At 59.8% G+C, this 26,575-nt stretch carries 28 protein-coding genes and 1 pseudogene; 12 read left to right on the top strand and 17 right to left on the bottom strand.

What is annotated here, in order from left to right:
* Positions 1-11 precede the first annotated feature (11 nt).
* Positions 12-1,292: an MFS transporter gene (locus ACI3K0_RS11765; RefSeq protein ID WP_148146093.1), complete on the bottom strand. Its 1,281-nt coding sequence runs from the start codon at positions 1,290-1,292 to the stop codon at positions 12-14.
* 155 nt (positions 1,293-1,447) lie between these two features.
* Between ACI3K0_RS11765 and ACI3K0_RS11760 the strand changes: the two genes are divergently transcribed.
* Positions 1,448-2,026, top strand: a complete 579-nt coding sequence (locus ACI3K0_RS11760; RefSeq protein WP_183824138.1) for a helix-turn-helix transcriptional regulator — start codon at positions 1,448-1,450, stop codon at positions 2,024-2,026.
* A gap of 18 nt (positions 2,027-2,044) precedes the next feature.
* Complete coding sequence (locus ACI3K0_RS11755) at positions 2,045-2,566, top strand: GNAT family N-acetyltransferase (protein ID WP_183823723.1); 522 nt, start codon at positions 2,045-2,047, stop codon at positions 2,564-2,566.
* Between the two features lie 32 nt (positions 2,567-2,598).
* Here ACI3K0_RS11755 and ACI3K0_RS11750 read toward each other — a convergent pair whose 3' ends face one another.
* From ACI3K0_RS11750 to ACI3K0_RS11740, 3 genes are all read right to left on the bottom strand, one after another.
* Positions 2,599-3,666, bottom strand: coding sequence for an alpha/beta hydrolase family protein (locus ACI3K0_RS11750; protein WP_404945346.1), 1,068 nt, complete (start codon positions 3,664-3,666; stop codon positions 2,599-2,601).
* 136 nt (positions 3,667-3,802) lie between these two features.
* The gene (locus ACI3K0_RS11745) at positions 3,803-5,038 is read right to left on the bottom strand and encodes an MFS transporter (protein WP_404945345.1); all 1,236 of its coding nucleotides are present in this window, start codon (positions 5,036-5,038) and stop codon (positions 3,803-3,805) included.
* Between the two features lie 31 nt (positions 5,039-5,069).
* Positions 5,070-5,687 (bottom strand): TetR/AcrR family transcriptional regulator, encoded by a 618-nt coding sequence (locus ACI3K0_RS11740; protein ID WP_183823717.1) that lies wholly within the window; start codon positions 5,685-5,687, stop codon positions 5,070-5,072.
* A 152-nt stretch (positions 5,688-5,839) separates the two neighbouring features.
* Here ACI3K0_RS11740 and ACI3K0_RS11735 point away from each other — a divergent pair, with 152 nt between their 5' ends.
* Entirely contained in the window at positions 5,840-6,007 is a 168-nt protein-coding gene (locus ACI3K0_RS11735; protein ID WP_183684920.1) for a hypothetical protein, read from the top strand.
* A 169-nt stretch (positions 6,008-6,176) separates the two neighbouring features.
* Positions 6,177-7,388: an MFS transporter gene (locus ACI3K0_RS11730; protein WP_183823715.1), complete on the top strand. Its 1,212-nt coding sequence runs from the start codon at positions 6,177-6,179 to the stop codon at positions 7,386-7,388.
* A gap of 45 nt (positions 7,389-7,433) precedes the next feature.
* Here ACI3K0_RS11730 and ACI3K0_RS11725 read toward each other — a convergent pair whose 3' ends face one another.
* The 4 genes from ACI3K0_RS11725 to ACI3K0_RS11710 form a co-directional block, all read right to left on the bottom strand.
* Positions 7,434-7,652, bottom strand: coding sequence for a hypothetical protein (locus tag ACI3K0_RS11725; RefSeq protein ID WP_148146086.1), 219 nt, complete (start codon positions 7,650-7,652; stop codon positions 7,434-7,436).
* A gap of 45 nt (positions 7,653-7,697) precedes the next feature.
* Positions 7,698-7,934, bottom strand: a complete 237-nt coding sequence (gene rpsU / locus ACI3K0_RS11720) for a 30S ribosomal protein S21 (protein ID WP_148146085.1) — start codon at positions 7,932-7,934, stop codon at positions 7,698-7,700.
* A gap of 344 nt (positions 7,935-8,278) precedes the next feature.
* Positions 8,279-9,382, bottom strand: a complete 1,104-nt coding sequence (locus ACI3K0_RS11715) for a TRAP transporter substrate-binding protein (RefSeq protein ID WP_183823713.1) — start codon at positions 9,380-9,382, stop codon at positions 8,279-8,281.
* A gap of 172 nt (positions 9,383-9,554) precedes the next feature.
* Positions 9,555-10,661 carry a TRAP transporter substrate-binding protein gene (locus ACI3K0_RS11710; RefSeq protein ID WP_404945344.1) on the bottom strand — a complete coding sequence of 369 codons (1,107 nt, stop codon included), beginning with the start codon at positions 10,659-10,661 and terminating at the stop codon, positions 9,555-9,557.
* A gap of 251 nt (positions 10,662-10,912) precedes the next feature.
* On the opposite strand from ACI3K0_RS11710, the gene mbfA reads away from it, so the two are divergent.
* On the top strand, positions 10,913-11,899 hold the full coding sequence (mbfA, locus tag ACI3K0_RS11705) for an iron exporter MbfA (RefSeq protein WP_183823711.1): 987 nt from the start codon (positions 10,913-10,915) through the stop codon (positions 11,897-11,899).
* Between the two features lie 6 nt (positions 11,900-11,905).
* On the opposite strand, the gene ACI3K0_RS11700 is transcribed toward mbfA, so the two are convergent.
* From ACI3K0_RS11700 to ACI3K0_RS11690, 3 genes are all read right to left on the bottom strand, one after another.
* On the bottom strand, positions 11,906-13,474 hold the full coding sequence (locus tag ACI3K0_RS11700; protein WP_404945343.1) for a sensor histidine kinase: 1,569 nt from the start codon (positions 13,472-13,474) through the stop codon (positions 11,906-11,908).
* Positions 13,475-13,615: 141 nt separating this feature from the next.
* Positions 13,616-14,230, bottom strand: coding sequence for a transglutaminase-like cysteine peptidase (locus tag ACI3K0_RS11695; protein WP_183823709.1), 615 nt, complete (start codon positions 14,228-14,230; stop codon positions 13,616-13,618).
* 120 nt (positions 14,231-14,350) lie between these two features.
* Positions 14,351-15,166, bottom strand: a complete 816-nt coding sequence (locus tag ACI3K0_RS11690) for a carboxylesterase (protein WP_183823708.1) — start codon at positions 15,164-15,166, stop codon at positions 14,351-14,353.
* 182 nt (positions 15,167-15,348) lie between these two features.
* On the opposite strand from ACI3K0_RS11690, the gene infC reads away from it, so the two are divergent.
* The 6 genes from infC to pheT all read left to right on the top strand — a co-directional run bounded on the left by infC (position 15,349) and on the right by pheT (position 21,245).
* Positions 15,349-15,885 (top strand): translation initiation factor IF-3, encoded by a 537-nt coding sequence (infC, locus tag ACI3K0_RS11685; RefSeq protein ID WP_148146078.1) that lies wholly within the window; start codon positions 15,349-15,351, stop codon positions 15,883-15,885.
* Positions 15,886-16,094: 209 nt separating this feature from the next.
* A complete protein-coding gene (rpmI, locus tag ACI3K0_RS11680; RefSeq protein WP_112454548.1) occupies positions 16,095-16,298 on the top strand; it encodes a 50S ribosomal protein L35 in 204 nt (67 codons plus the stop codon).
* Between the two features lie 40 nt (positions 16,299-16,338).
* Positions 16,339-16,743 carry a 50S ribosomal protein L20 gene (rplT, locus tag ACI3K0_RS11675; protein WP_148146077.1) on the top strand — a complete coding sequence of 135 codons (405 nt, stop codon included), beginning with the start codon at positions 16,339-16,341 and terminating at the stop codon, positions 16,741-16,743.
* A 120-nt stretch (positions 16,744-16,863) separates the two neighbouring features.
* Positions 16,864-17,688, top strand: coding sequence for a serine/threonine protein phosphatase (locus tag ACI3K0_RS11670; protein WP_404945342.1), 825 nt, complete (start codon positions 16,864-16,866; stop codon positions 17,686-17,688).
* Positions 17,689-17,710: 22 nt separating this feature from the next.
* Complete coding sequence (pheS, locus tag ACI3K0_RS11665) at positions 17,711-18,793, top strand: phenylalanine--tRNA ligase subunit alpha (RefSeq protein WP_183823704.1); 1,083 nt, start codon at positions 17,711-17,713, stop codon at positions 18,791-18,793.
* Positions 18,794-18,809: 16 nt separating this feature from the next.
* Complete coding sequence (gene pheT / locus ACI3K0_RS11660) at positions 18,810-21,245, top strand: phenylalanine--tRNA ligase subunit beta (RefSeq protein WP_183823702.1); 2,436 nt, start codon at positions 18,810-18,812, stop codon at positions 21,243-21,245.
* On the opposite strand, the gene ACI3K0_RS11655 is transcribed toward pheT, so the two are convergent.
* Positions 21,242-21,637, bottom strand: a complete 396-nt coding sequence (locus ACI3K0_RS11655; RefSeq protein ID WP_183823700.1) for a 4-oxalocrotonate tautomerase family protein — start codon at positions 21,635-21,637, stop codon at positions 21,242-21,244. The genes pheT and ACI3K0_RS11655 overlap by 4 nt on opposite strands.
* A gap of 42 nt (positions 21,638-21,679) precedes the next feature.
* Entirely contained in the window at positions 21,680-22,096 is a 417-nt protein-coding gene (locus ACI3K0_RS11650; RefSeq protein ID WP_183823698.1) for a MarR family winged helix-turn-helix transcriptional regulator, read from the bottom strand.
* Between the two features lie 275 nt (positions 22,097-22,371).
* On the opposite strand from ACI3K0_RS11650, the gene ACI3K0_RS11645 reads away from it, so the two are divergent.
* Positions 22,372-22,989 carry a hypothetical protein gene (locus ACI3K0_RS11645; RefSeq protein ID WP_183823696.1) on the top strand — a complete coding sequence of 206 codons (618 nt, stop codon included), beginning with the start codon at positions 22,372-22,374 and terminating at the stop codon, positions 22,987-22,989.
* Between the two features lie 6 nt (positions 22,990-22,995).
* On the opposite strand, the gene ACI3K0_RS11640 is transcribed toward ACI3K0_RS11645, so the two are convergent.
* The 4 genes and pseudogenes from ACI3K0_RS11640 to ACI3K0_RS11625 all read right to left on the bottom strand — a co-directional run bounded on the left by ACI3K0_RS11640 (position 22,996) and on the right by ACI3K0_RS11625 (position 26,499).
* Entirely contained in the window at positions 22,996-23,355 is a 360-nt protein-coding gene (locus tag ACI3K0_RS11640; protein ID WP_183823693.1) for a nuclear transport factor 2 family protein, read from the bottom strand.
* Positions 23,356-23,422: 67 nt separating this feature from the next.
* Complete coding sequence (locus tag ACI3K0_RS11635) at positions 23,423-24,418, bottom strand: aldo/keto reductase (RefSeq protein ID WP_183823692.1); 996 nt, start codon at positions 24,416-24,418, stop codon at positions 23,423-23,425.
* A 58-nt stretch (positions 24,419-24,476) separates the two neighbouring features.
* Positions 24,477-25,435: pseudogene (locus tag ACI3K0_RS11630) on the bottom strand (aldo/keto reductase).
* A 119-nt stretch (positions 25,436-25,554) separates the two neighbouring features.
* A complete protein-coding gene (locus ACI3K0_RS11625; protein WP_183823688.1) occupies positions 25,555-26,499 on the bottom strand; it encodes an aldo/keto reductase in 945 nt (314 codons plus the stop codon).
* Between the last annotated feature and the right edge of the window lie 76 nt (positions 26,500-26,575).

Genomic DNA, 26,575 nt, shown 5'->3' with positions numbered 1-26,575 from the left:
TTTGTTGACTATCAGCCCTCCAGGGCCTGCGCCTTGGCTTCCGCCTGAGCCTCTGCAGCCCCCGGTTCCGTCATGGTCGCGGCGTTCGGCATCTGCGCGCTTCGCATCTCGTGGCTTTCGCGCTCGTCTTCCGGTGCCGGTCCGCGTTCCTTCAGGCGGAAGACGATATAGAGGCCATAGGCGGTCGCCACCAGAATGATCGCATAGATGAAGGTCTGCTGGCCAAGGACCGGCGCGAGGAAGGTGATGCAGAGCGGCACGATCGTTGCAGCCGTCGACCATGCGACGAGAAGGGTGGAGGACAAAGGCACGAAATCGCCCGGATCGGCGCGGTCATTCGCATGCGCATTGGCGACCGAATAGACGGTTTCCACTGCCCCACCGAAAACGAGGAAGACGATCATCAGAAGCACGAAAGTGGTAAACGACACCATCAGCGCCGCAAAACCCGCAACAACGATCAGCCCGCAGGTGAAGAGCAGCACGACGCGGCGATCGAGCCGGTCTGAAATGATGCCGAGAGGATATTGCACGAACAAAAGCCCGGTCTGCATCACCAGCATCAACAGCGCTACCTCGCCCTGTGTCACGCCGTTGAGCGTCGCGTAGATCGGGGTAAAGCCCTGCACGACCATCGATAGACCGCCCGAGGCAAGCACGCCGACAAGGCCGACCGGCGAGATCTTCCAAGCCATCCTGACATTGACGCTGACGCTGGCCGGTGCAGGCGGGTTCGGCAGGCGAGTAAGTCCGATCGGGAGGATGGAGAGCGCGGTGACGAAAACGACGATGAGCGGTGCAAGATTGCTGTCCGCCGGCACCTGCCCGAACAGCCATGCGCCGCCGCCGAGCGCAAGCACAAAGGCCATATAGAAGAAGGACATCGCCCTTCCGCGCCATTCGTTGGAGGCGGCGTGGTTGAGCCAGCTCTGGGCGATGATGAAATTGACGTTGGAAGCCGCGCCATAGATCGCGCGCGCGAGGATCCACCAGGCGGCCGGCAGGTCGGCTGCAACCAGAACCGCGCCGATAATGACCATCGACATCGAGCAGGCGAAGAGGCGGGCATGACCGACACGACGGATCAGTGGGCCGGCAAGCACGCAGCCGAGCAGGCCGCCAAAGGCAAGTGCAGGAACTGCAAGGCGCGCTGCCCATGTCTCTCCGCTCTGGGTCAGCACGAAGGGGACGTAAGTGGCCATGATGCCGCTGCCGATGGCGGCAATCGTCATCGATAGGATGATGCTCGCGATGGAGAGGGGCGAAACTCTGACCTGCGCCTGAGCCGTCATGTAAATTCTCCAAAAGCCGCTATGCTTTGCGCCATCTACCCGGCCTGCTTATCCTATCGCGCAGTGGTTTCGCTATCGTACAAACGCCACCGCGGCGAATTTTCCGACGGAACGTCAAAATCCTTGACTCCATGATGGGAGAGTGAAATTCTCTGATAATGGAAAATTCAGATAGTGAACTGGAAATCGCAATCGGCGAGCGGCTGAAAAGCCTGCGCGCCAGCTCAGGTCTGACGCTCGATCAACTGGCGGATCGCTCCGGTGTCAGCCGCGCGATGATCTCCCGTATCGAGCGCGCCGAGGCAAGCCCGACGGCGGCCCTTCTGGCGCGGCTGTGCGAGGGGCTTGGCTTGACGCTTTCGGCTTTCTTTGCACCGGAAGAACCGTCGTCTTCGCCCTTGTCGAGGCGAGCGGAACAGCGGCTGTGGCGAGACCCGACGACCGGATATCTGCGTCGCTCGGTTTCGCCGCCGGGCATGCCAAGCCCGGTCGATATCGTCGAGATCGAGTTTCCGGCTGGCGCTAGGGTCAGTTTTCCGCCGCGGGAGGAAAGCCGGGTCATGACCCAGCATGTCTGGCTGTTCGAAGGCATGCTCGAGATGGTGCTACCCGACGCCACCCATCGGCTGCAGCCGGGCGACTGCCTGTTTATGGATATTGGCGACGCCTTCGACTTCTACAATCCATCCGACAAGCCTGCCCGTTACGCGGTGATCCTGAACCGCGGACGCTAAATAACAAAGGGAACATCAATGACTGCCACGATCCGCATCTTCGATGCGACAAGCGCGCGTGCCGCCATTCCGGACCTCTGCGAGGTGCTAGCCGACTGCATCAATGGCGGCGCCTCGCTGGGTTTCATGCTGCCGTTTCAGCCGCAGGATGGAGAGGCCTATTGGAGTGATATCGCCACCGAGGTGGAAAAGGGCGGCATCATTCTCGGTGTGGCTGAAATCGACGGGCGGGTGATCGGCACGGTCCAGGTTGGGCTCGCTTCGAAACCCAACCAGCCGCATCGCGGTGATCTGATGAAGCTGCTCGTGCATCGCTCCAGCCGCGGACTTGGCCTGTCGCGCAGGCTGATGGCGGCGGTGGAAGAAGAGGCGGCCCGCCGCGGCCGCTCGCTTCTGGTTCTCGACACGGCGACCGGCAGCGAAGCGGAAAAAATCTATCCGCGCTTCGGCTGGCAGCGCGTCGGCGTCATTCCCGATTATGCGCTGTGGCCACAGGGTGGTTTTTGCGACACGACGATCTTCTACAAGCGGATCGGATGAAGGAAGGCCGGTGATCCCGGCCTTCCATTGTCTCAATTGCCGGCCTGCAGCGTCCTGCCGAAAGCCTCGACGATAAGCCGGCCAAGCTCCGCATGGATGTCTGCCCGCGGACGCTTTGTTTCCTCGCAGATCGGGTCGGTTTCGCCGACGGATTTGAGGAAATCCGAAGCGCCTGGCTTGCAGACAGGCAGGAAGCTGTAGTGATCGGCATCCGCCACCTGCAGGTACGACGCGCCGGGGATGTCCTTTGCCAGCTGGTCGGAAAGTACGGCCATCGGCACCTGGCCAGGGCTGCCGAGATTGATCAGCGTCACAGGCACGTCGATGCCTTCAAGGCTTGCCTTCTGGAAGGTGGTGGCAAGGCCGGGATCGACCGCGATGACGGAGGTGATCCTGGCATCACCGTTCTGTTGTTCGAAGCGTGCCCTGTCGATGTCGGCAAGCTTGAGCGGCGCAACCTCCACCTGCTCGCCGCCGGCATAACCGCGACCGCCGGCAAACCACGTGCAATCCATCATGCCGGGGTTTTCGTCGCAGTAGCGCGTGTAGGCGGAAAGATCGCCTTTGGCTCCGGCCAGTTCCATTGCCGTCGAGCCGCCGAGCGAGAAGCCCAGAATGCCGATGCGCTTCTGATCTATGGACGTCTGCCAGCGGGCATCTGTCGCCAGCGCGTCGATCAGAACCGAAATGTCCTGGGTGCGCTCCCAGATCTTCGGCGTGGCAGCCGGCGTGGAATCGCCGCTTGTCGTGCCGGGATGGTTCGGCCCGGCGACGATGTAACCGGCCTTGGCCAACTCAGTGGCGATCCAGCCCATGCCTTCGGCGCGTGAACCTGAGCCATGCGACAAAAGCACAAGCGGAAAACGGCCTTCGCGGATCGTCGCATTCACGGCGGCGGAACCGGTGTCGAAAATCCTGTCGTAATTCGGCTTGTCCACCTGTCCGTCGCCCTTTGATGGATACCAGACGGTGACCGCAAGCGGCCGCGGATAGTCCTGGATGACGACGCTGATCTTGCGAACGCCGACGGGTTCGGCGGCAATGGCAGCAGTTGCTGCCGTGCACAGGGAAAGGGCGATGAGGAGAGATTTCAGTCTCATTGGGTAACCTCGCTGGTTGAAGAACGGGGTTACGGATGCGCGATCATCGCCGGAGGTTCGACCTTGAACATGATCGAGGTCGTTTCACGGCATGTTTTGCGGCCCGCCGACAGGCGGGCCACAGAAACGTGCGGCATCAGGCCTTGGGATGCAGGTTGTGGTGATGCGGCTTCCGTTCGGTCAGGAAATAGACGAAGGCGACGACCGAAAGCGAAACGCCGATCGTCGAGGCGAGCAGCCAGCCGCCCTCGGCAAATGCCCAGGCGCCGATGGCCGAGCCGAGAGCGCCGCCGACGAAGAACGTCGCCATGAACAGGCCGTTAAGCCGCGAACGCAGGTCGGCCCCGAGCGTGTAGATCGCCCGCTGGCTGATGACGAGCGTCATGGCGACACCGAAATCGAGCAGGATCGCTGCTATCGCCAGAACGACGAGCGCTGCCGTGGTGCCATCAGAGAACAGATGAGTCATCACGAAGGCGATGCCCACCGAGATAATACCAAGCGCGGTCGCCGGGCGACTTAGATTTTTGTCGGCAAGGCGACCGGCGATCGGCGAGGCGATAGCGCCGGCAACGCCGACAAGTGCAAAGAGTGCGATGCCCGTCTGGCCGAGATTGAAGGCGGAACTGGCCAGAACCAGCGGCGTGACTGTCCAGAACAGGCTGAAGGCGGCAAACTGGCAGAACTGGTAGAAGGCGCGGCGGCGCAATATCGGCTGGGTGGCGTAAAGGGTGCCAAGTGAGGCAAGCAGGCCGCCATAGGAAAGCTGCGTGTGCGGCGTGCGCTTGGGCAGGCGGGCGGCCAGGATAAAGCCGAGCACGACCATGACGGCAGCCGAGGCGAAGAAGATCACATGCCAGTTGGTGAGACCGGTGACGAAGCTTGCGACCGGCCGCGCCATCATGATGCCGATCATCAAGCCGCTGACGACATTGCCGACCACGCGACCGCGATGTTCTTCCGGCGTCAGGCTTGCGGCAAAGGGAACGATCATCTGTACCGCAGAGGAAGTGAGCCCGATTGCGAGCGATGCGAGCAGGAAGGGGAGGGCGGCGCTCGAAAGGCCTGCGCCGACGAGCGAGATCGCGGTTGCTGCGATCATGATCAGGATCAGTCGGCGGTTTTCGAGAAGATCGCCCAGCGGTACGATGAACAGCAGGCCGAGGCCGTAGCCGATCTGGGTCAGCGTCACGATCAGGCCGGTCAGATGCGGCGGTAGGCCGATAGCCGCGGCGATCGGGCCCGCAAGCGGCTGGGCGTAATAGAGATTGGCGACGATCAGGCCGCAGGCTGCGGCCATGACGAAGGTGAGGCCGGCGGTCATCCGGCCATGGTGTGCCGGCGTTTCAATCGCCGCGGACGTGCTGGTCATTGGGGTATCCTTGAACAGTCTCTTGTATTTTTCAGCCGAGCAGCTTCATCGCCACATCGACTACGGAAAAGGTTTGCTCGCGGCTGGGGCTGGTCTTGCCCAGAACGCGAAGCCCTTGAACGACGGACAGAAGCAGCCGCGCCGTGGCATTGGGTTCGATGGAGCGGTTGATGGAGCCATCCTCCTGGCCCCTTCGGATCAGCGCCTCGAACGTGGTCTCGAAACGATCCATCGAACGTTCGACACGGCGTGCCGCCTCGTCGTCGAAGATCGCCAGTTCGACGGCCGTCCCGACAGCCAGGCAGCCGCGTCGACCGCCGTCGCCGTGGGCGCCCTCGGCATAAAATGCGAGCATGCGGTAAACGCCGTCCCGCCCGCTGTCGGCTTTCTCCAGCTCCTCGTCGAGAAGCGCGTTGCGCACCTGCTTGTAGCGGTCGAAGCTGGCAAGGAAGATCGCATGCTTGTCCTTGAATGCCTTGTACAAACTTCCGGCCGTAAGCCCCATCGCATCGCGCAGGTCTGAGATGGATGTGCCGTGATAGCCCTGTTCGCTGAACACGGTGATCGCCTTGTCGAGCGCATCGTCGATATCGAATTCACGCGGCCGGCCGGCGCTGCGGCCGGGATTGGGGCTGATGTCGATGCTCATGGCAAAATCCAATTGGGAAATGATCGTTTCCAAATAGGTGCGAAGCACTTTCTCGTCAAGCGGCCTGATCATCATCGACGATAAAATATCGGAACGGTTTTGCATCTGAGGGGTTGGCTCATCGTCACCAACCCAAAAGCTGGAGGACAGACATGAGCAAAAGTGACGTAAAACAGGCCATCAAGCGTGCCAAACGGCAGGTCGAAAACACCAGTTCGGGCGGCCATCTTGGCGGCACCTATTACGGGCAGAGCCCGGACGGCAAGACGTCGTCGATGAACCACAATGTGGGCAGCAACCGCACCAATAGCGGCAGCTGACGTCACCGCAGCGCATGACAATGAAGGCCCCGCCGCGTGCGGGGCCTTTTCTTGAGCGAGGCATATTCCCGAAAATAATCGAACCTCCCTGTCGGCTATCTCATCACCTGCACGTCCTTGGTGTATCGTGGCGCATTCATGCGCCGGAGGACATCGACAGGAGGGCAGGATGAAAAGCAGCCATTATCGGTGGGTCATCGTGTTTGCCGGCGGCCTGATGGGCTGCGTGGCGGTGGGCGTGATGTTCTCGCTCGCAGTGTTCCTAGAGCCGATCGCCCGCCAGACCGGCTGGTCGCATGCGGCGATCTCCAGCGCCATGACAGTCAATTTCATCGTCATGGGACTGGGCAGTTTCATGTGGGGTGCGGCCAGCGACCGGTTCGGCGCGCGCATCGTCGTGCTGATCGGCTCGGTCCTTGCCGGACTGGCCCTGGTTCTCGCCAGCCGCGCGCAGAGCCTTTTCGCCTTCCAGATCCTCTATGGCTGTCTTGTCGGCCTGTCTGCCAGTGCCTTCATGGCGCCGATGATCTCGCTTACCATGCGCTGGTTCGATGACCACCGCAGTCTCGCCGTATCGCTTGTCTCCGCCGGCATGGGCATGGCGCCGATGACGATTTCGCCGCTCGCCCGGTTCCTGATCGACGAATTCGGCGACTGGCGCACGGCCATGCTGGTGATCGGCATCGGTGCCTGGATCATTCTCCTGCCGACCGTACTTCTGGTTCGCAACCCGCCGGATGAGGCGGCGGTTGAGGACGCGCCGCAGGCGGAAGGGGCGGGGCAGCCGATTGCAAAAGTCTTTCGCTCGCCGCAATTCCTGGTGCTGGCCTTCACCTTCTTCGCCTGCTGCACCGCCCATTCAGGGCCGATCTTCCACATGGTCAGTTATGCGATGTATTGCGGCGTGGCGCCGATGGCCGCCGTGTCTATCTATAGTGTCGAGGGGGCAGCAGGCCTGGGCGGGCGCATCGTCTACGGTCTTGCGGCAGACCGGTTCGGCGTCAAGCCGGTGCTGATAATCGGTCTTCTGATCCAGGCACTGGTGATTGCCGCCTATACGATGGCGACCGATCTCGCGCATTTCTACGCGCTGGCGATCATTTTCGGCGGCACCTATGGCGGCGTCATGCCGCTTTATGCCGTGCTGGCGCAGGATTATTTCGGCGCAAAAATTCTCGGTACGGTGCTGGGTGCTGCTTCGATGCTGTCAAGCATAGGCATGGCTTTCGGGCCTCTTGCCGGGGGCTGGGCCTTCGATGCCTTCAATAATTACAACTGGCTATTTTTCGGTTCCGCTCTTGTCGGGCTTGCCGCAGTACTTATCGCGCTTGCCTTTCCGCCCCTACCGGGCCGCGAGGAGGAAAAGCTGCAGCCGGCGTGACACCAAAAGCAAAGGCCCGGAGTTTCCGGGCCCTTGGCAGTCTGATCAGTGGTCTTTCTTGCTGCCCGCCTTGCGCTTGGCTGGCGGAGCTTTCGCCTCGACCGCCTCCCGCTGCAGGCGGAGCAATCGCAACCTCTCGGTTTTCGCTTCCCTCGAAGACGCCTCGGCGGCAATGATTGCACGTGCTGCCTCGTTGGTCACGGCGGCCTTTTCCCGAGCTGAAAGCTTGGTCGTGGTCGACGTTTCTTCCTTGATAGCGGTCATGAAGTCATCCTTCCTGAAGTCTTGGGAAAATGGTGGAAGCGGGAATTAGCGCGTACGCGCAACCTTCTTGGGAGCAGGGAGCAATCCCTCGCGCTGCATCTTCTTGCGGGCCAGCTTGCGATAACGACGAACCGCCTCGGCCTTTTCGCGCACACGCTTTTCCGACGGCTTCTCGTACGAGCTGCGCGCCTTCATTTCGCGAAACACACCTTCGCGCTGCATCTTCTTCTTCAAGACGCGCAGAGCCTGATCGACGTTGTTATCTCTGACAAGAACCTGCAAATTATATCCCTTCCGATCTAAACAGTGCCGTACCCGATATTCTCGGCGGCCAAACAAAAAGGCCGGGCTTGCCCGACCTTTCCAGGACCATAGACCAAATCTCGCTGCCGGTACATCCGCGGTCAGGAGAGGCTGATGGCATCCATCGGCATTCACGTGTGTCTGAGCGCACAAAAACGCGCTTCATCGTGCATCCGATTGAGATTTCGATATGCATCATATGGGTTGCCGCGCGGAAAAATCAATGAAATCGAGGAATTAATTCCGCGGCCGAATTGGCGCTTGCAGCAAATGCAAAAGCCCGGAGGCATGCTCCGGGCTTTTGCATCCATGTCCTGGAAAGTTCAGAGAGCGCCGTTTCGCTGCTGCATCATCATGAACGTATCATAGCTGTATTCTGCCACCTGCGCCCAGAGATAGGAATCCTTCTTGAACGCCTGCTGGTGGTCATAGATCTTCTTGAAGGCAGGGCTTTTTGCAGAAAGGTCGGCATAGACTTCCATTGCCGCCTTGAAGCATGTTTCCATGATCTCCTTGCTGAACGGCTTCAAAACCGCGCCTTCGGCCACGAGCTTGCGCAACGCGACGGCGTTATGCGCGTCGTAATTGGCAAGCATGCTGGTATTGGCCGAAGCGCAGGCGGTCTTCAGGATGGCCTGGTAGCTCTTCGGCAGCGCGTTGAATTTCTCCAGGTTGAAGAAGGCATGCATCGCAGGTCCTCCCTCCCACCATGCCGGATAGTAGTAATATTTGGCGACCTTGACGAAGCCGAGCTTCTGGTCGTCATAGGGACCGACGAATTCGGTAGCGTCGATCGTGCCCTTTTCGAGCGCGGCATAAACGTCGCCGCCGGCAATCTGCTGCGGCGTCACGCCGACCTTCGTCATCACCTGGCCGGCAAGCCCGGCAATGCGCATCTTCAGGCCCTTGAGATCGTCGATGGTGACGATTTCCTTGCGGAACCAGCCGCCCATCTGCGTGCCGCTATTGCCGGCCGGAAGAGCATAGAGACCGTAGCCGGCGAGGAATTCGTTGATCAGGTCGTTGCCGCCATTGGCAAACCAGGCATTGGTCATGCGGGCGTTGAGGCCGAAGGGAATGGCGGTTCCAAGCGCAAAGGCCGGATCCTGGCCGATATAATAGTAGGAGCAGGTATGCGCCATCTCGACCGTGCCGTTGGCGACCGCATCGGCGGCCTGCAGGCCGGGCACCAGTTCGCCGGCTGCATAGGTCTGGATGTTGAAATTGCCGTCGGTTGCATCGCGAACGATCTGGGCAAGCTCGTTGCCGGCGCCGAAGATGATGTCGAGGCTCTTCGGGAAGGAGGACGTCATGCGCCAGGTGATCTTTGGCTGTTCCTGGGCAATTGCCGGTGCCGCCAGTGTCGTCGCCGCTGCCGCGCCGATGCCTGCCGCCGTTGCCTTCTTGAAGAAATGCCTGCGATCCATCGAATTCATCCTCCCGCGCCAGCGCGCGTCTGTGGTTGTAGGCCTCGTGTTAAGCGCATTGATTTGGCAAGAACAAGCCGAGCCGCGTCATAACCGATGATTTCTTGTTTTTCGTAAATGCGAAGAAGCCCGGACGTGCGCCGGGCTTCGAGTTTCGATCATGTCTGAGAACTTACAGCGTTCCCTTGCGCTGCTGTGTCATCATGAAGGCGTCATAGCTGTATTCGGCGATCTGGTTCCACAGATAACCATCCTTCTTGAAGGCCTGCTGGCTGTCATAGATCTTCTTGAAGGCGGCGTTCTTTGCGTTCAGGTCGGCATAGACTTCCTGTGCCGCCTTGTAGCTGGCTTCGAGGATTTCCTGGGTGAATGGCTTCAGCACGGCGCCTTCCGCGACCAGCTCGCGCAGCGCCTTTGCGTTATGCGCATCGTAGCGGGCCAGCATGTTCTGGTTGGCGTTGGCGCAGGCGTCTTTCAGGATGCGCTGATAGCTTTTCGGCAGGGCGTTGAACTTTTCCAGATTGAAGAAGGCGTGAACAGCCGGTCCTCCCTCCCACCATGCCGGATAGTAGTAATATTTGGCGACTTTGACGAAGCCGAGCTTCTGGTCGTCATAGGGACCGACGAATTCGGTAGCGTCGATCGTGCCCTTTTCGAGTGCGGCATAAACGTCGCCGCCGGCAATCTGCTGCGGGGTAACGCCGAGCTTCGACATCACCTGGCCGGCGAGACCGGCAATCCGCATCTTCAAACCGTTCAGGTCCGCAACCGTGTTGATTTCCTTGCGGTACCAGCCGCCCATCTGTGCGCCGGTATTGCCGGCCGGAAGAGCATAGAGACCGTAGCCGGCGAGGAATTCGTTAAGCAACTCGTTACCGCCGCCGATCGAGAACCACGAATTGGTCTGGCGGGCATTGAGACCGAAGGGCACGGCGGTACCGAGCGCGAAGGTCGGATCCTTGCCGATGTAATAGTAAGAGCAGGTATGCGCCATCTCGACGGTGCCGCTGGAAACCGCATCGGCCGCCTGCAGCCCAGGCACGATTTCACCGGCCGCAAAAGTGTTGATGGTGAAGTTGCCGTCCGAAGCTTCCTTTACGCTGGCGGCGATATCGGTGCTGGCAGCCCAGAGAATGTCTGTGTTCTTGGTAAAGGAAGACGTCATGCGCCAGGTGATTTTCGGGCTCTCCTGGGCAATGGCAGGAGCAGCGAGCGCGGTTGCGGCCACGGCACCAGCTCCGGCAGTGGCGGCTTGACGGAAGAAATGTCTGCGGTTCATGAAAAAGAAAGCCTCCCAAATGCTTTGGCGCGCCCTGATATCCATGCGTGCCAAGTCGCTCATAAGCCGTTTGTTTCATGCCCGGCAAGAAGTATTTTTCAAATATTACGCTGCACTGCAGCATTGCTTTTCATAAATTGCGAAAGGCGGCCGTTTTACCATCGCGAGCATGCTCATCGATTGAGCTGCAAGTCGGCTTGCATTTTTTCGGTCAAGAGCATAGTTTAGAATTATTCTAAGTGGAGTTTTCGATGTTTACCCGCATTCTGCCGTCCTCCCGCCGGTCATTTTCATCATTGTCTGAAGAAGAAATCCTCGCGCTGGCGATTGCCTCCGAAGAAGAGGATGCGAGTATCTATCTCGGCTATGCCGATGGCCTGAGGCAACAATATCCTGCCTCGGCCAAAGTGTTCGAAGACATGGCAGAGGTCGAGCAGACCCATAAGAACTCGCTGATCGAGATTTTTCGCACCCGTTTCGGCGAGCGCATTCCGCTCATCCGCCGCGAACACGTTCAGGGATTTTATGCACGCAAGCCTGATTGGCTGCGCAAGAACCTGCCGCTGGAGACTGCGCGGGCAGAGGCCGAAGCGATGGAGCAGCAGGCGGCTCGCTTCTATCGCGAGGCAGCCAAGCGTGTCTCCGATGCTTCGACTCGGCAACTACTTGGCGATCTGGCGCTGGCCGAGGAAGGCCACGAGGATATCGCCCGCATGCTGACGGAAAAGCATGTTTCTGAAGAGGCGAAAAGCGATGAGGACCAAAACGCTCGCCGCCAGTTCATCCTGACTTACGTCCAGCCTGGCCTTGCGGGCCTGATGGATGGATCGGTCTCGACGCTCGCGCCGATCTTTGCCGCAGCCTTTGCTACCGGCGATACCTGGTCAACCTTCCTGATCGGCCTCTCGGCCTCTGTCGGCGCCGGCATCTCGATGGGCTTTACCGAGGCCGCGCATGACGACGGCAAGATTTCCGGTCGCGGATCGCCCGTCAAGCGCGGTCTGGCTTCCGGCATCATGACGGCGCTCGGCGGTCTTGGCCATGCGCTGCCCTATCTGATCCCGCATTTCTGGACTGCAACCATCGTTGCCGCCATCGTAGTTTTCTTTGAACTTTGGGCGATCGCCTTCATCCAGAACCGCTACATGGAGACGCCGTTCATGCGCGCCGTCTTCCAGGTCGTGTTCGGTGGTTCTCTGGTTCTGGCTGCCGGTATCTTCATCGGCAATGCCGGATAGGTCGGTTCAGGCAGCTTCCGCTGCCTCTTCCGTCGTCGGCACGGTCAGCGTGAACACCGCGCCTCTGTCATTGTGGATTTCGGATTGCCCGCTCAGCTGGCGCACGAAGCTTGAAATCAGCTTCGTGCCCATGCCGGTCGTGCGGGCATCCTCCGCGATCCCCGGCCCGTCGTCACGAATGACAAGCTTCAGCATGCCCGCCTCCTGAAACAGGCGTACGCTGAGCTTGCCTTCACTGCGACCGGCAAAGGCATATTTGAAGGCGTTGGAAACCACCTCGTTGATGATCATGCCGAGCGGCAGGGCAAGGTCCCGGTCGAGCGCGATCGGCGCAAGATCGAGATCGAGTTTCACTGGCATGCCATAGCCCGACGCGATGTCTGAAATCAGCCGCGTCGCATAGGGCGCGACTTCAATCTCTTCGAACTGGTCGGTGTTGTAGATCTGCTCATGCACGGCGATCATCGCACTAATCCGCCGCGCCATGTCGTCCCGCACTTCCTGCGGCAGCCGCTGCAGCCGCACAAGTGCCAGCACGGCCTGTAGATTGTTCTTCACTCGGTGATGGATTTCGCGCAGCAGGAAACGATTGCGCTCGGCCGCCTGCTCCAGCTGTTCATTGCGTGCAGCCGTGCGGTAGAGCAGTGCATAGATCCAGAAAGAGGCGCCCACCAGGATCGCCATCATGGGCACGACAAACAGCGCATCACCGAACAGATTGCGCCAGAACTGATCGAGCACTTCCTGCCGTTCGATCGCCGCAAGCGCGATCAACGGCCAGTCCTGCACCTTCCAGAAGGCGACGATCCGCGCAAAGCCGTCGATCTGCGACACCGGATTGTGGTGGAAGCCGCTCGCCTTCTCGCGGGTCAGTGGATACCATTCGGTCGTGCTCAGGTTGATCGGCTTGAGGGCCAAGGGGCGTCGTGCGACCAGCCAGCCATCGTCACGAATGACCGAGATCGTTGAGTTTGGTCCAAGATTCATAGACGACCAGAACCGGTCGAGATTGTCGTTCGGGATGGTGATCGAGGCAACGCCGAGGAAATCGCTGCCGCTGCCGATCCGCCTGGCAATGATGAAGGCCGGCTTTCCCGCCTGTTCGTTATCGAGTAGTCGGCTGAATGTGAGCGCTTCGCCTTCCTTCAGGCGTTTGAAATAGGCGCGCTCGGCGTGGTTCGGCAGCGTATTGTCCGGCGCGCTGGAAAAACGGGTCTGGCCGTCCTGATCGAGAATGGCATATTCGAAGCCGACCGGCAGCTCGCCCACGGCCCGTTCCAGATCGAGGATCAGCTCAGTGGAACTGTCGATCGGGCGCCCGCTGATCGCCGCCTCGATGCGGCGAAGCGCAAGATCGCTGGCCTCCATCATCCATTCCATATGGGCGGCAACCACATGCGCGGATGAAACTGCGCGCGCTTCGCCTTCGCGAAGGGCATTGTTGTAATTCTCGTAAACGGTAAGAGCGCCGAAACCCAAAACGACGGCTGTCAGGACACCGGCAAGCCAGAGCGGCAGGGTGGGTCGGGCGGAACCATGGGGGCGCATCAAGCCTGTCAACCGTTCGTTACGCACCACAGGCCTCCATCGCAGAAAAATCCGCTCTGCCGGACGGGCGGCGGCGCGACCTTCTGATTCCCGAAAGAGTAGAGAGAACAACCCGCCGCTGCAAGCAGGGCGGGTTATATGCTTAATGACTTATGTCTGAGATTCTTGTTACCGCAAAGCACCGACAAGCAGGTCGCGACCGTTTTCGATCGTCACCCAGCGCCCGGTATTGAACGTCGCTTGGCGCTTGAGGAACGTGTAGGGCGTCTGGTTCCAGGCAAGAACATCGTTGTCGAGATTGTCGAGGATGAAATCGCCATCGGTGGTGCGCAGGGTCAACACGGCATGGCCTTCGCCATCAGGCTTGCGCACGACAGTGATCAGGAGATCGGAAAGTGCGAAACCGAGCTGGGCCAGTTCCTTGCGCTTCTGCAGGGCATAGTCCTCACAATCTGCAAAGACGGTCGGATAGGTCCAATATTCCTCGACGCCATAGGCTTCGAGATCGGTACGGGCAATATAGCGGGTGTTGATTGCGCGGTTGACGTCGCGAACGACGTTCCAGGCATGGCCGTCCATGCGTGCGGCAGGCGCTGACCGGCTTTTGACATTGCACTCTGCCGGCAGGCGCTGACAGAATTCGTAATGTCCGATCGGCTGCGACGTCACAGCACCCGTAACCATAGCCATCGGGGCTTGTGGTGCTGGTATTGCAGCGCCGGCAGAAGCAAGCACGCAAGCGAGGATCACGGCTACATGCCGCACCTTCGGGGCTAAATTCATTGACCCGTCCCTTAAATTCCTAACAAAAAGTTAAGAGGTCTTAAGGGTCAGAGTCAATTGTTCAGCTTTTGTTAAGGTGAAGCTCTTTACGAATATGGTTAAGACTGCGGCTTTTCCGTCTCAGCCCAATTTTTCATCATCGATTATTAGGGCGGTCACCGCCGCTTCCATTTTTTGCAAATCCTGCGGCCGTGACAGGCGATGATCGCCGTCTCGGATCAACGTCAGAGTGACATCGTCGGCGGGCAGGAATTCCATCAGTTTCAGTGCATGCTGATAGGGCACGTCCGGGTCCGCCATCCCCTGCAGGATATGTACCGGGCCGCCGGTTTCGATAATGCCGGAGAGCACGCGGTTCTTTTGCCCGTCCTCCATCAGGGCGCGGGTGTAGATGTTCGGTTCCGGGCTGTATTGCGAATGTTCCTCGAAATAGCCTCGCTCTGCCAGAGACTGTCGCTCCTTGTCCGTCAGTTCGGGCTCGATCAGCTCACTGGTGAAATCCGGCGCCGGCGCGATCAGCACCGTTCCGTCGATCTTCGGGCCCTCTGCACGCTTTCTCAGTTCCTGGATCAGTCGCAGCGCAATCCATCCGCCCATCGAAGAACCGACAAGGATGACGCTCTTTGGTGCGGCTGCATCGATCACCGCGATCGTTTCTTCCAGCCAGCGTGAGATCGTCCCGTCGCGGAACTCGCCACCTGATGCGCCGTGGCCGGAATAGTCGAAACGGATGCAGGCCGCGCCAAGTCTCTCGGCCAGCGCATCGAGCACGACAGCCTTGGTGCCCGTCATATCGGAGCGATAGCCGCCCAGCCAGACAAGCGCAGGTTTCTCGGTTGTCGCCGTGGCGGCGCGGTAGATGATCGCGATCTTGCGGGCATCCGATCCCGTTCCGACAGTAGTGGTGGCAGTTCCGGTGGCGGTGATCTTGCTCATAGTCTTACTCCTGCGAATGACGGGAGCTATAAATCAGAACTAAAGCGGTTGTCAGGAGGTGATTTTTTCGCGCCGTCATGCTATTGACATCCACTCGGTAATCACGACATTCCGCTCGGCTCCCGGCCGCGCGCGAATTTCGTCGTTGCCTGTGCCCGAAAACGATCTAGGAGAATACGACCATTCGCAGACCATTCAAAGCCGATGCCCCCGTCAAGGAAGGCCCGCGCTCCAATCGGGAAATTCGCGTTCCCAAGGTCCAGCTTATCGATGCCGAAGGCGTGAATCTCGGTGCAGTACCCACCGACCAGGCCCTCAAGATGGCCGAGGAAGCAGGACTGGACCTCGTAGAAATCTCGCCGAACAATGATCCGCCGGTGTGCAAGATCCTCGACCTCGGCAAGCTGAAATACGCGAACCAGAAGAAGGCGGCCGAAGCGCGCAAGAAGCAGAAGATCGTCGAAGTCAAGGAAATCAAGATGCGCCCCAACATCGACACGCATGACTATGACGTGAAGATGAAGGCGATGAACCGCTTCTTTGAAGAAGGCGACAAGGTAAAGGTGACGCTGAAGTTCCGTGGCCGCGAAATGGCTCACCAGGAACTCGGCATGAAGCTTCTGCTGCAGGTCAAGGAAGATACGCTGGAGATCGCCAAGGTTGAGGCTGAGCCCAAGCTTGAAGGTCGTCAGATGATGATGGTACTGGCGCCGAAATAAGCGCCGTGCCGACCCGCCTCGAGGAAGCCGCAAGGTGGCGGGAATGCCGGTCTCTGGCCGGTCGCACTGGAGGATTTCCCCCATTGCGCTTTTGACCGACTGCGGTTATAAGCGCGCGTCCGAACGGTCCGGCAGGGCATGCCGTGGCCGTTCTAAATGCTTGAAGCAGACCTCTTCAGTCGGCTTCGATACAAGAATGGAGTAGCAAAATGCCCAAGATGAAGACGAAATCGTCTGCCAAGAAGCGGTTCAAAGTCACCGCAACTGGCAAGGTCGTTGCAGCTGCCGCCGGCAAGCGCCACGGCATGATCAAGCGTTCCAACAAGTTCATCCGCGACGCACGCGGCACGATGGTCCTCGCTGAGCCTGATGGCAAGAAGGTCATCAAGAACTACCTGCCCAACGGTCTCTGAGACTTTCAGGCTATTTGGAAACGTTTAAGGAGATCATGACATGGCACGCGTAAAACGTGGCGTAACTTCCCGCGCCAAGCACACCAAGACCCTCAAGGCAGCCAAGGGCTTCTACGGCCGCCGCAAGAATACCATTCGCGCCGCAAAGGCTGCTGTTGACCGTTCGCGTCAGTTTGCAACCCGCGACCGTCGCGTCAAGAAGCGCAACTTCCGCGCTCTGTGGATCCAGCGCATCAACGCTGCTGTTCGCGAATCCGGCCTGACCTACGGCCGCTTCATCGACGGCCTGAACAAGGCTGGCATCGAAGTCGACCGCAAGGTTCTGTCCGACATGGCTATCCATGAGCCGGCAGCATTCGGCGCACTGGTTGAAGCTTCCAAGAAGGCTCTGGCCTATCTGAAGAACACCGGCAACGCCAACGAGTTCGAAGCCGCGGTCAAGTAAGCCCGCGTTCGTCTCTACTTTTGTAAAAGACCCGCGCGGCTCTGCTGGCGCGGGTCTTTTGTTTTCTGCCGTTTCATATTTCGATGAGACGGACCAATCACGGTATTCAGGAGCGCTGCGGTGCCAAATGATGTCGTTGACATAAAGAACGGACCGTCGCTGCCGTCGGAAGACGCGGCAACCTTGCTTGCTGCACTGGTTTCCGATGCAAGGCGGGTACAGGCGGTGACGCTCAGTTGTGGCACGGTCTGGATCAAGCGGCACGGCGACAAGGGCAGGCGCGCTATCGTTGCGGTTCAAAATGCTGTTGCGCGCGTGTTTCGGCTTCCCTTCATGCGACCGTCCCCTGCCGAGACGGCTGAAGGAATGGTGCAACGCGACCTGCGCAGAATTGCGAAGTACTCGCACGCCGGCGTGCCGACTGCTGCCGTCATTTATTCTTCCGGCAGCGCCATCGTTCTGAGCGATATTGCTCCGACGGTGCAGCAACGGTTGAAGTTTCTGCGGAATGACGATCCGGCGGCACATGACGAACTTCTCGTCTTCTGTGCCAGTGAACTTGGAAGGCTGCACGGCGTCGGGCTCTGTCACGGGCGGCCCTATCCGCGGGATATGTTCATCAGGGATGAGCGCCTCGGTTTCATCGATTTCGAGGAAGAGCCGGAGGCCGTCATGCCGATGGAAACGGCACAGGCGCGCGATCTCTGGCTGCTATTCCTGCAGCTGAGCATAAGGGCTGCCGATCGACGGAAAACGCAGGATCGCGCCTATGCGGCATGGGCTGCGGCTGCTCCGAAGGCGGCAATCGCCGAACTGCGCGAAATCACCCGTTCCATGGGCCGCTTTTTATGGCTTGCCCGGTTGATTGGCCGATTTCACATGGGTAGAGATTTGCGGCAATTCATCCTGGCTACCACCTATCTGACAACGATGTTCAACGGCTGAATTTGCCGCAAAGCAGGAAAAGATGACCGAACTCGAAACATTGAAGAGCGCGCTTCTGGCCGAGATCGCCGGCGCGGGCGACGAAGCGGCAATCGAGGCTGTCCGTGTCTCGGCCCTGGGCAAGAAGGGTTCGGTTTCCGAACTCCTGAAGACCTTGGGCTCGATGACGCCGGAAGAGCGCCAGACCCGCGGTGCGGCGATCAACGCGCTGAAGAACGAGATCACCGAGGCGATTGCTGAGCGCAAGACCGTGCTGAAGGACGCTGCGATCGATGCGCGCCTGAAGGCCGAGACGCTCGACGTGTCGCTGCCGGTCCGCTCTTCGCCGACTGAGCGCGGCCGCATCCACCCGATCAGCCAGATCATCGACGAGATCACCGCCGTCTTCGCCGACATGGGCTTCTCGATCGCCGAAGGCCCTGATGTCGAGACCGACTACTATAACTTCACCGCGCTGAATTTCCCCGAAGGCCACCCGGCCCGCGAAATGCACGACACCTTCTTCTTCCAGGCGGATGAAAAGGGTGAGCGCAAGGTGCTGCGCACACACACTTCGCCGGTTCAGGTCCGTACCATGGAAGCGCAGGATCCGCCGATCCGCATCGTTATTCCGGGCAAGACCTATCGCCAGGACAGTGACGCGACCCATTCGCCGATGTTCCATCAGGTCGAAGGCCTCGTCATCGACAAGAAGTCGAATGTCGGCAACATGCGCTGGGTGCTCGAAGAATTCTGCAAGACCTTCTTCGAGGTGCCGTCGGTGACGATGCGTTTCCGCCCGTCCTTCTTCCCCTTCACGGAACCGTCCTTCGAAGTCGATATCCAGTGCGACCGCTCCGGCCCGATCGTCAAGTTCGGTGAAGGCACCGACTGGATGGAAATTCTGGGCTGCGGCATGGTCCACCCGAACGTGCTGCGCTCCGGCGGGCTCGATCCCGACGAATACCAGGGTTTTGCCTGGGGCATGGGCCTCGACCGTATCGCCATGCTGAAATACGGCATGCCGGACCTGCGCGACTTCTTCAACGCCGATGTCCGCTGGATGAACCACTACGGCTTCCGCCCGCTCGACATGCCGACCCTGTTCGGCGGTCTGAGCCAGTAACGGAAGGGATAAGATCATGAAATTCACGCTTTCTTGGCTCAAGGATCATCTTGAGACCGACGCCACCCTCGACCAGATCTGCGAGCGCCTGACGGCGATCGGCCTCGAAGTCGAGGATGTCGATGACAAGGCGGCCTACAAGCCCTTCGTCATCGCCAAAATCCTGACCGCGGAACAGCATCCAGAGGCCGACCGCCTCCGTGTCCTCTCCGTCGATGCCGGTCCGGACGTCAATGGAGGCAAGCCGCTGCAGATCGTTTGCGGCGCGCCGAATGCTCGCGCCGGCCTCATCGGGGCCTTGGCGCGTCCGGGCGACTATGTTCCGGGCCTCGACGTAACGCTTGGCGTTGGAAAAATCCGTGGCGTCGAAAGCCACGGCATGATGTGTTCCGAGAAGGAACTCAACATGTCGGACGAGCATAACGGCATTATCGATCTGCCGGAAAACGCGCCGGTCGGTACGTCCTTCGCCGCCTATGCTGGTCTCGACGATCCGATCATCGAGATCAACCTGACGCCGAACCGTCCGGACTGCACCTCGATCTACGGCATTGCCCGCGATCTCGCAGCCTCCGGTCTCGGCAAGCTCAAGGTTCCGGCAGCACCCGCGCTGAAGCTCGAAGGTGAAACGACCGTTGGCCTGACCATCGATCTCGACGATGAAAAGCTTTGCCCCGGCTTCGGCCTGCGCCTCGTGCGCGGCGTCAAGAACGGCCCGAGCCCGGCATGGATGCAGACCCGTTTGAAGGCAATCGGCCTTCGTCCGATCAACGCGCTTGTCGATATCACCAACTACATGACCTTCGACCAGGGCCGCCCGATGCACGTCTTCGACGCCGCCAAGGTGAAGGGCGATCTGACCGTCCGCCGCGCCGTCGAAGGCGAGACGGTGCTGGCGCTCGATACCCGCGAATACAAGCTCGGTCCGAACAATGTCGTCATCGCCGATGACAATGGCGTCGAGTCGATCGGCGGCATCATGGGCGGCGAACATTCCGGCTGTGACGAGAACACCGTCGACGTGCTGATCGAAAGTGCTCTGTGGGACCCGATCAACATCGCGAAATCGGGCCGTACGCTCGGCATCATCACCGATGCGCGTTACCGCTTCGAACGTGGTGTCGATCCGGAATACATGGTCCCCGGCCTCGACCGCACGACGCAACTGGTTCTCGATCTCTGCGGCGGCACGCCGGCAAAAGAAAAGATCGTCGGCTACAAGGGCTATGAGGCAAAGACCGTCGATTTCCCCTTCTCGGAAGTGAAGCGCCTGACCGGCCTTGAGGTTTCGACCGACGAAAGCCGCGAAATCCTCACCCGCCTCGGCTTCAGCGTCGAAGGTTCCGGCGAACGCGTTTCCGTCAAGGTCCCGTCCTGGCGTCCGGATGTCGATGGCAAGGCCGATCTCGTCGAAGAGGTCATGCGCATCCATGGCGTCGACAACATCAAGCCGGAGCCGCTGGAAAATCTCGGCACGGTCAACGGCAAGATCCTGACCACGCTGCAGATCCGCACCCGCACCGCCAAGCGCGCGCTGGCTTCCCGCGGCATGCTGGAAGCCGTCACCTGGTCCTTCATCCCGGAAGATCAGGCCAAGCTCTTCGGCGGCGGTTCCGCGGCGCTGAAGCTCGCCAACCCGATCGCAGCCGACATGTCGGACATGCGTCCGTCGCTTCTGCCGGGTCTGCTGACGGCTGCCCAGCGCAATGCCGACAAGGGCTTTGGCGATGTGGCGATCTTCGAAGTCTCGGGCACCTATGAGAACGATACGCCGGAAGGCCAGCGTCGCGTCGCCGGTGGCATCCGTCGCGGCACGGCCTCCATCAACGGCGCCGGCCGCATGTGGTCGAATACGACCAAGGGCGGCGGCAAGCCGGTCGACGTCTATGACGCCAAAGCCGATGCATTGGCCGTGATCGAGGCTTGCGGCCTGCCGATGGGTAATGTCCAGATCGAGCAGGGCGGTCCTTCCTGGTATCATCCGGGCCGTTCGGGCACGATCAAGATGGGTCCCAAGGTCATCCTCGGCACCTTCGGCGAATTCCATCCGAAGACTTTGGCGGCGCTCGATGTCTCCGGCGCCCTGGCAGGTTTCGAGATCTATCTCGATGCCATGGCGGAACCGAAGAAGAAGGCGACCCGCACCAAGCCGGGCCTCGAGCTTTCTCCGTTCCAGGTGGTCAAGCGCGACTTCGCCTTCGTGGTCGGCTCGCAGGTTGAAGCCGGCGCCATCGTCAAGGCGGCAGCCAGCGCCGATCGCAAGCTGATCACCGGCGTCAACGTCTTCGACGTCTTCGAAGGCGCATCGCTTGGCGAAGGCAAGAAGTCGATCGCAATCGAGGTTCTCATCCAGCCGGTCGACAAGACCCTGACGGACGAGGATTTCGAAGCCCTGACCGGCAAGATCGTCGCCAATGTAGAGAAGACGACGGGCGGTGTGCTGCGCGCCTAGACGGCGCGCTGGTATCGCCATTCTTGGGTCTTGCCGCCGTAGCCATAAGCCGCGGCGCGTACATCCTGGACATAGATGTAGCTTTCCTCGTGCAGATTGCCGAGAAGGTTCTCGAACCCCTCAAAAGCCGCCTGGATATAGGCGGCTTTTTCGCTTTTCGTGTTCGTTTCATCCGTGATCTTGATATCGAAATAGACACTCGATTTGCCTTGTTCGGCAAGCGTCCTTCCGCCCGCTGTCCAATCGCGCGGATCGATGTAATCAATGGCAATCGCCGTGACGGCTGGGTCTTTGCCGAGAATGCTCTGTGTAAGCTCGGTCAGCATGGAGGATATGGCGCGGGTCATCTCATTAGAGCGTTGGCCGCTGACTTTGACATTCAGAATAGGCATGTCTTATTCCGTTGGTTAGCTATGCAACTATTTGGGTTTATTCTAAGGCAGTCGGCTGCCGATTGAACGAGCTTGCCGGACAAAACCGCTGAACACGCCATCGCCCAGTTCATCCTTCAAGCGCGCAGTCACCATACCGCTGGCGGCGTCCAAGTCATTCCTGATCTTCATTGCTTCAGAAGTAGGGTGGATTTCGGACTCCCGTCCATCTTGTTTGGTCGATCGCCGCTCAAGCAGACCTCTCGCCACAAGTCCATCCACCGCGCGGGTCGCAGTTGCTCTCGCAATCCTCAGTGTTTCGGCCAGTTCGCTGTGCAGCATCCCCGGCTTCTGCAATACGGCCCGCAGCGTGAACGCCTGTGATGGCGTCAGGCTGAAGGGCTTGAAGGCTTCCGACCAGACGCGCTCAAGCTGGCGTGCAAGAGCAGTCGTGTTAAAGTAGAGGCAATGATCGAACATGTCGCAACGATAACATATATAATTGCATATGCAATTATTTTTTAAGCCCATATTTGGACTGAAATCGGGTGGCGTGATTGGCCGTCCGGTTTGATGTTGGGTAAGTTGCCCCTCACCCTAACCCTCTCCCCGTAAACGGGGAGAGGGGACGTGCCTCGGTTGGGCGGAGAGTTTGCGGCGTGGTTCCTTCTCCCCGCTAGCGGGGAGAAGGTGCCGGCAGGCGGATGAGGGGCAGTCCCGAATTCGACGGATAACCCTTTCATCTGGAGGTCCGCATGCGCAAGCCGAATTCGATGAAAGGTCTGGAAGACCTCGGCCGTGTGCGGCTGTCGAAGAATTTCTTCTTTCGCGACTTCCTCCATTCTGAAATCGCCGATTTCTACCGCATTCCCAATATCCCCGACGATCCCGACTTGGCGATCGAAGCCGGAAGCCGTCTTTGCGAGGAGCTTCTGGAGCCGCTGCAGGCGACATTCGGCCGGCTGCATATCCGCTCCGGCTATCGGTCACGCGCGGTCAACGAATTCGGCAACGTGAACAAGCTGAATTGCTCGACCAATGCCGCGACCGCGGCCGACCATATCTGGGACATGCGCGATGCCGACGACTGCATGGGTGCGACGACCTGTGTGGTCGTGCCGTGGCTGATCGACAATCATGATCGCCAGGAGGACTGGCAGCGGCTCGCCTGGTGGATCCACGACCACCTGCCTTATACCTCGCTGTGTTTCTTTCCGGAATTATGGGCGTTCAACATCCAGTGGCATGAGCGACCGGCAAGGCGCATTTCAAGCTATGTGGCGCCGCGCGGTGTCCTGACCAAACCCGGCATGGCCAATCATGAGGGTGACCACTCCGAGTTTTATGCGGGATTTCCACCTCTGCAGCGCTGAGGCCACCTACGAATGCAGGTGATAGAGCTTGTTGACGATCACCCAGCGGCCATCGACCTTGAGCAGCGACAGATAGTCCGAAAACCGCATTCCGGCGAATTCGTCGACCACCTTGACGGTTGCGGCATCGCCGGTCACGTCGATCGCTTCGATCTGGATCAGTGGCTGTGAACCGGCAACTGTCGGGCCTTCCGATGCCACGGCGTCGATGAACTCGTTGAGGGACATCCACTCAACCTTGCCCTGGTAATTGCCAATGATCGAGGCATTCGGATGAAAGGCTTTTCTGAGCGCGCCCGCATGGGCAAGCGCCATGCCGTCAACATAGAGATGCACGACGGATTCGACTGATTGTTCTTCCGACATCGCTGAAATCCTCCCGCCCGCGACTATAGCAAAGCCGCAAGCGGGAGCAATGTTGCGTTGTGATATGTCAGCGCTTCGGCGTCCATGCCGCACCCGCGCCATAGCGCGCGCCGGCAATCTTGTCGGGCGACAGCATCTCGTCGAGCCTTGCCACGTCCTCAGCAGCCAGCACCACATCCACTGCTGCCGCGTTCTGCTCCATGTTGGGGATTTTCCGCGCGCCCGGGATCGGCACGATGAAATCGCCCTTGGCTAGAACCCAGGCAAGCGCCAACTGCGCGGCGGTCACGCCCTTCTGTGCCGCCATCTCTTCCACCAGCTTCACCAGCGCCAGATTGGCCGCCATGTTGTCGGCCTCGAAGCGCGGCAGCTTGGTGCGCAAATCACCCTCGCCGAAATCGGCCGTGCTCTTTATCTTGCCGGTGAGAAAACCGCGGCCAAGCGGGCTGAAGGGCACGAAACCGATGCCGAGCTCGCGGCAGGTATCGAGGATGTCGCCTTCCGGATCACGGGTCCAGAGCGAATATTCGCTCTGCAACGCGGAGATCGGATGCACGGCATGCGCCCGGCGGATGATCTCGGCGCTTGCCTCGGAAAGGCCGAGCGCCTTCACCTTGCCTTCCTTCACCAGATCCGCCATCGCGCCGACCGTCTCTTCGATCGGAACCTCCGGATCGACACGGTGCTGATAAAAGAGGTCGATGACATCGACACCGAGGCGTTTGAGCGAGGCTTCCGCCACTTCGCGTACATGCTCCGGTCGGCTATCGAGGCCGGACATGGCAGCGGAATCGCTCTTCGTCGGATCGATCCTGAAGCCGAACTTGGTGGCGATGACGACCTGATCCCGATAGGGCTTCAGCGCCTTGCCGACCAGTTCCTCGTTGACGAAGGGGCCATAGACTTCGGCGGTGTCGAAAAAGGTCACGCCGATCTCGACGGCGCGCTGCAGCGTCCTGATCGACGTTGCCTCATCCTGACCGCCATAGGCGTGGCTCATACCCATGCAGCCGAGGCCGATGGCCGAAACGGTAAGGTCTTTTCCCAGCTTGCGCGTCTGCATGATTGTCTCCGATCGTTGAAAGCAAACGGGCCGGCTTGGCGGCCCGCTCGGCTGTTATTCATGCACTGGCGTCGTTGAGAAGCGCCATCTGGTTGCTCGTCAGTTTGAGATTACCCGCTGCAATCAGCGTGTCGAGCTGGCGGGCGCTGGTGGCACTGGCGATCGGCGCCGTCACGCCGGGTCGCTGGGCAATCCACGCAAGCGCCACCGACGCCGGCTGCGAATGGGTTTCTGCGGCCACCTCATCCAGTGCGGCGAGGATACGAGTGCCGCGCTCGTCGAAATAGCGCGCCACCATGCCGCCGCGGTTCGGGTTCGCCTCGGCTTCGGCCTTGCTCTTGTATTTGCCGGTGAGGAAGCCGGATGCCAGGCTGAAATAGGTGATCACGCCGATATCATGCGCGTTGCAGAGATCCGCCAAAGGCCCGTCGAAGCCTGAGCGATCGTAGAGATTATATTCCGGCTCCAGCACGTCATAACGCGGTAGGCCTCCCTTTTCCGCAGCCTCAAATGAGGCCTTGAGCTGCTCGGCGTTGAAATTCGAGCAGCCGATGGCGCGGATCTTGCCCTGCTGCTTCAGCTTGGCGAAGGCGGCGAGCGTCTCTTCGTGTGGTGTCTGCGGGTCCGGCCAGTGCGAGAGATAGAGGTCGATGTAATCGGTCTGCAGTCGCTTCAGCGAGCTTTCGACCGCATCGATGATACGTGCGCCGGCCAAGCCCTTTTCCATTGCGCTGCCCTGTGGTGTCGAGCCGACCTTGGTGATGATCACGGCCTTGTCGCGTGCGCGGCCGGATTGCTTCAGCCATTTGCCGATGATCGTTTCGGATTCGCCGCCGGCATTGCCCGGAACCCAGCCGGAATAGCAATCGGCGGTATCGATCGTGTCGAAACCGGCATCGAAGAACTTGTCGAGAAGGTCGAAGGAGGTTTTCTCGTCTGCCGTCCATCCGAAGACGTTACCGCCGAAAACGACGGGCGAAAGGAAAGGCCTGTCCGGCCAAGTACGCGCAGATCCATGATAATCTCCAATATCTATTTCAGGATTTGAGAACCGGCGAGCGCCGGTTCTCTTGATCTAGGGACGCGATGTGACCTTCGCACTGCGTAGATGGTCACGATGATGTTAGGCGCCCTCTTCAGGCCGCGTCGTTGAGCAGCTTCATCTGGGCGTCGGTCAATGTCAGCTTGCCGGCTGCGATGATCGCGTCGAGCTGCCTGAGGCTGGTGGCGCTGGCAATCGGTGCGGTAATGCCGGGGCGTGCGGCGACCCAGGCGATCGCGATCGTTGCCAGGCTTTCGCCGGTCTCGGCCGCGACCTGATCGAGCGCTGCCAGCACCTTTGTCCCCTTGTCGTTCAGGTAGTCCGGAATGCGGTAGCCGCGGGCGCTGCCCGTTGCATCTTCCGGCTTGCGGTACTTGCCGGTGAGGAAGCCGGCAGCAAGGGCGTAATAGCTGATCACGCCGATATCCTCGGCGATGCAGAGGTCGGCAAGCTCACCCTCGAATTTTTCGCGGGTGTAGAGATTATATTCGGGCTGCAGCACGTCATAGCGCGGCAGGCCGTCCTTCGCGGCGGCTTCGAGCGAAGCTTTCAGCTGTTCGGCGCTGTAATTGGAGCAGCCGATGGCGCGGATCTTGCCCTGTTGCTTCAGCTTCGCATAGGCACTGAGTGTCTCTTCATGCGGCGTGTCGTCATCCGGGAAATGCGACAGATAGAGGTCGATATAGTCGGTCTGCAGGCGCTTCAGCGAATTGTCGACGGCCTCGGCGATCCAGCTTGCCTTGAGTTTTCTGTCATCCATCGAAGGATGGCCGACCTTGGTGACGACGATCGCCTTGTCGCGGGAAACCGTGCCGCGCTTCAGCCATTGGCCGATCACCGTCTCGCTTTCGCCGCCGGAATGACCATCGACCCATTTCGAATAGACATCCGCCGTATCGATCGTGTTGAAGCCGGCTTCGAAGAAGCGGTCGAGCAGGTCAAACGAGGTTTTTTCGTCGGCGGTCCAGCCGAACACGTTGCCGCCGAACACGACAGGGGAAATGGAAAGACCGGTCCGGCCGAGTTTGCGCAACTCCATGGGATATCTCCAGCTATTTTTGATTTTGGGATCGTCTGTGGTGGGGAGGCCAAGGTTAGTCCCGCAAACAGTGAGG

This window comes from Rhizobium sp. ZW T2_16 (assembly GCF_044987325.1).
Classification (GTDB): domain Bacteria; phylum Pseudomonadota; class Alphaproteobacteria; order Rhizobiales; family Rhizobiaceae; genus Neorhizobium; species Neorhizobium cellulosilyticum.
The sequence above is the reverse complement of the archived record's forward strand: the minus strand, read 5'-3'. Positions and strand labels throughout refer to the sequence as shown.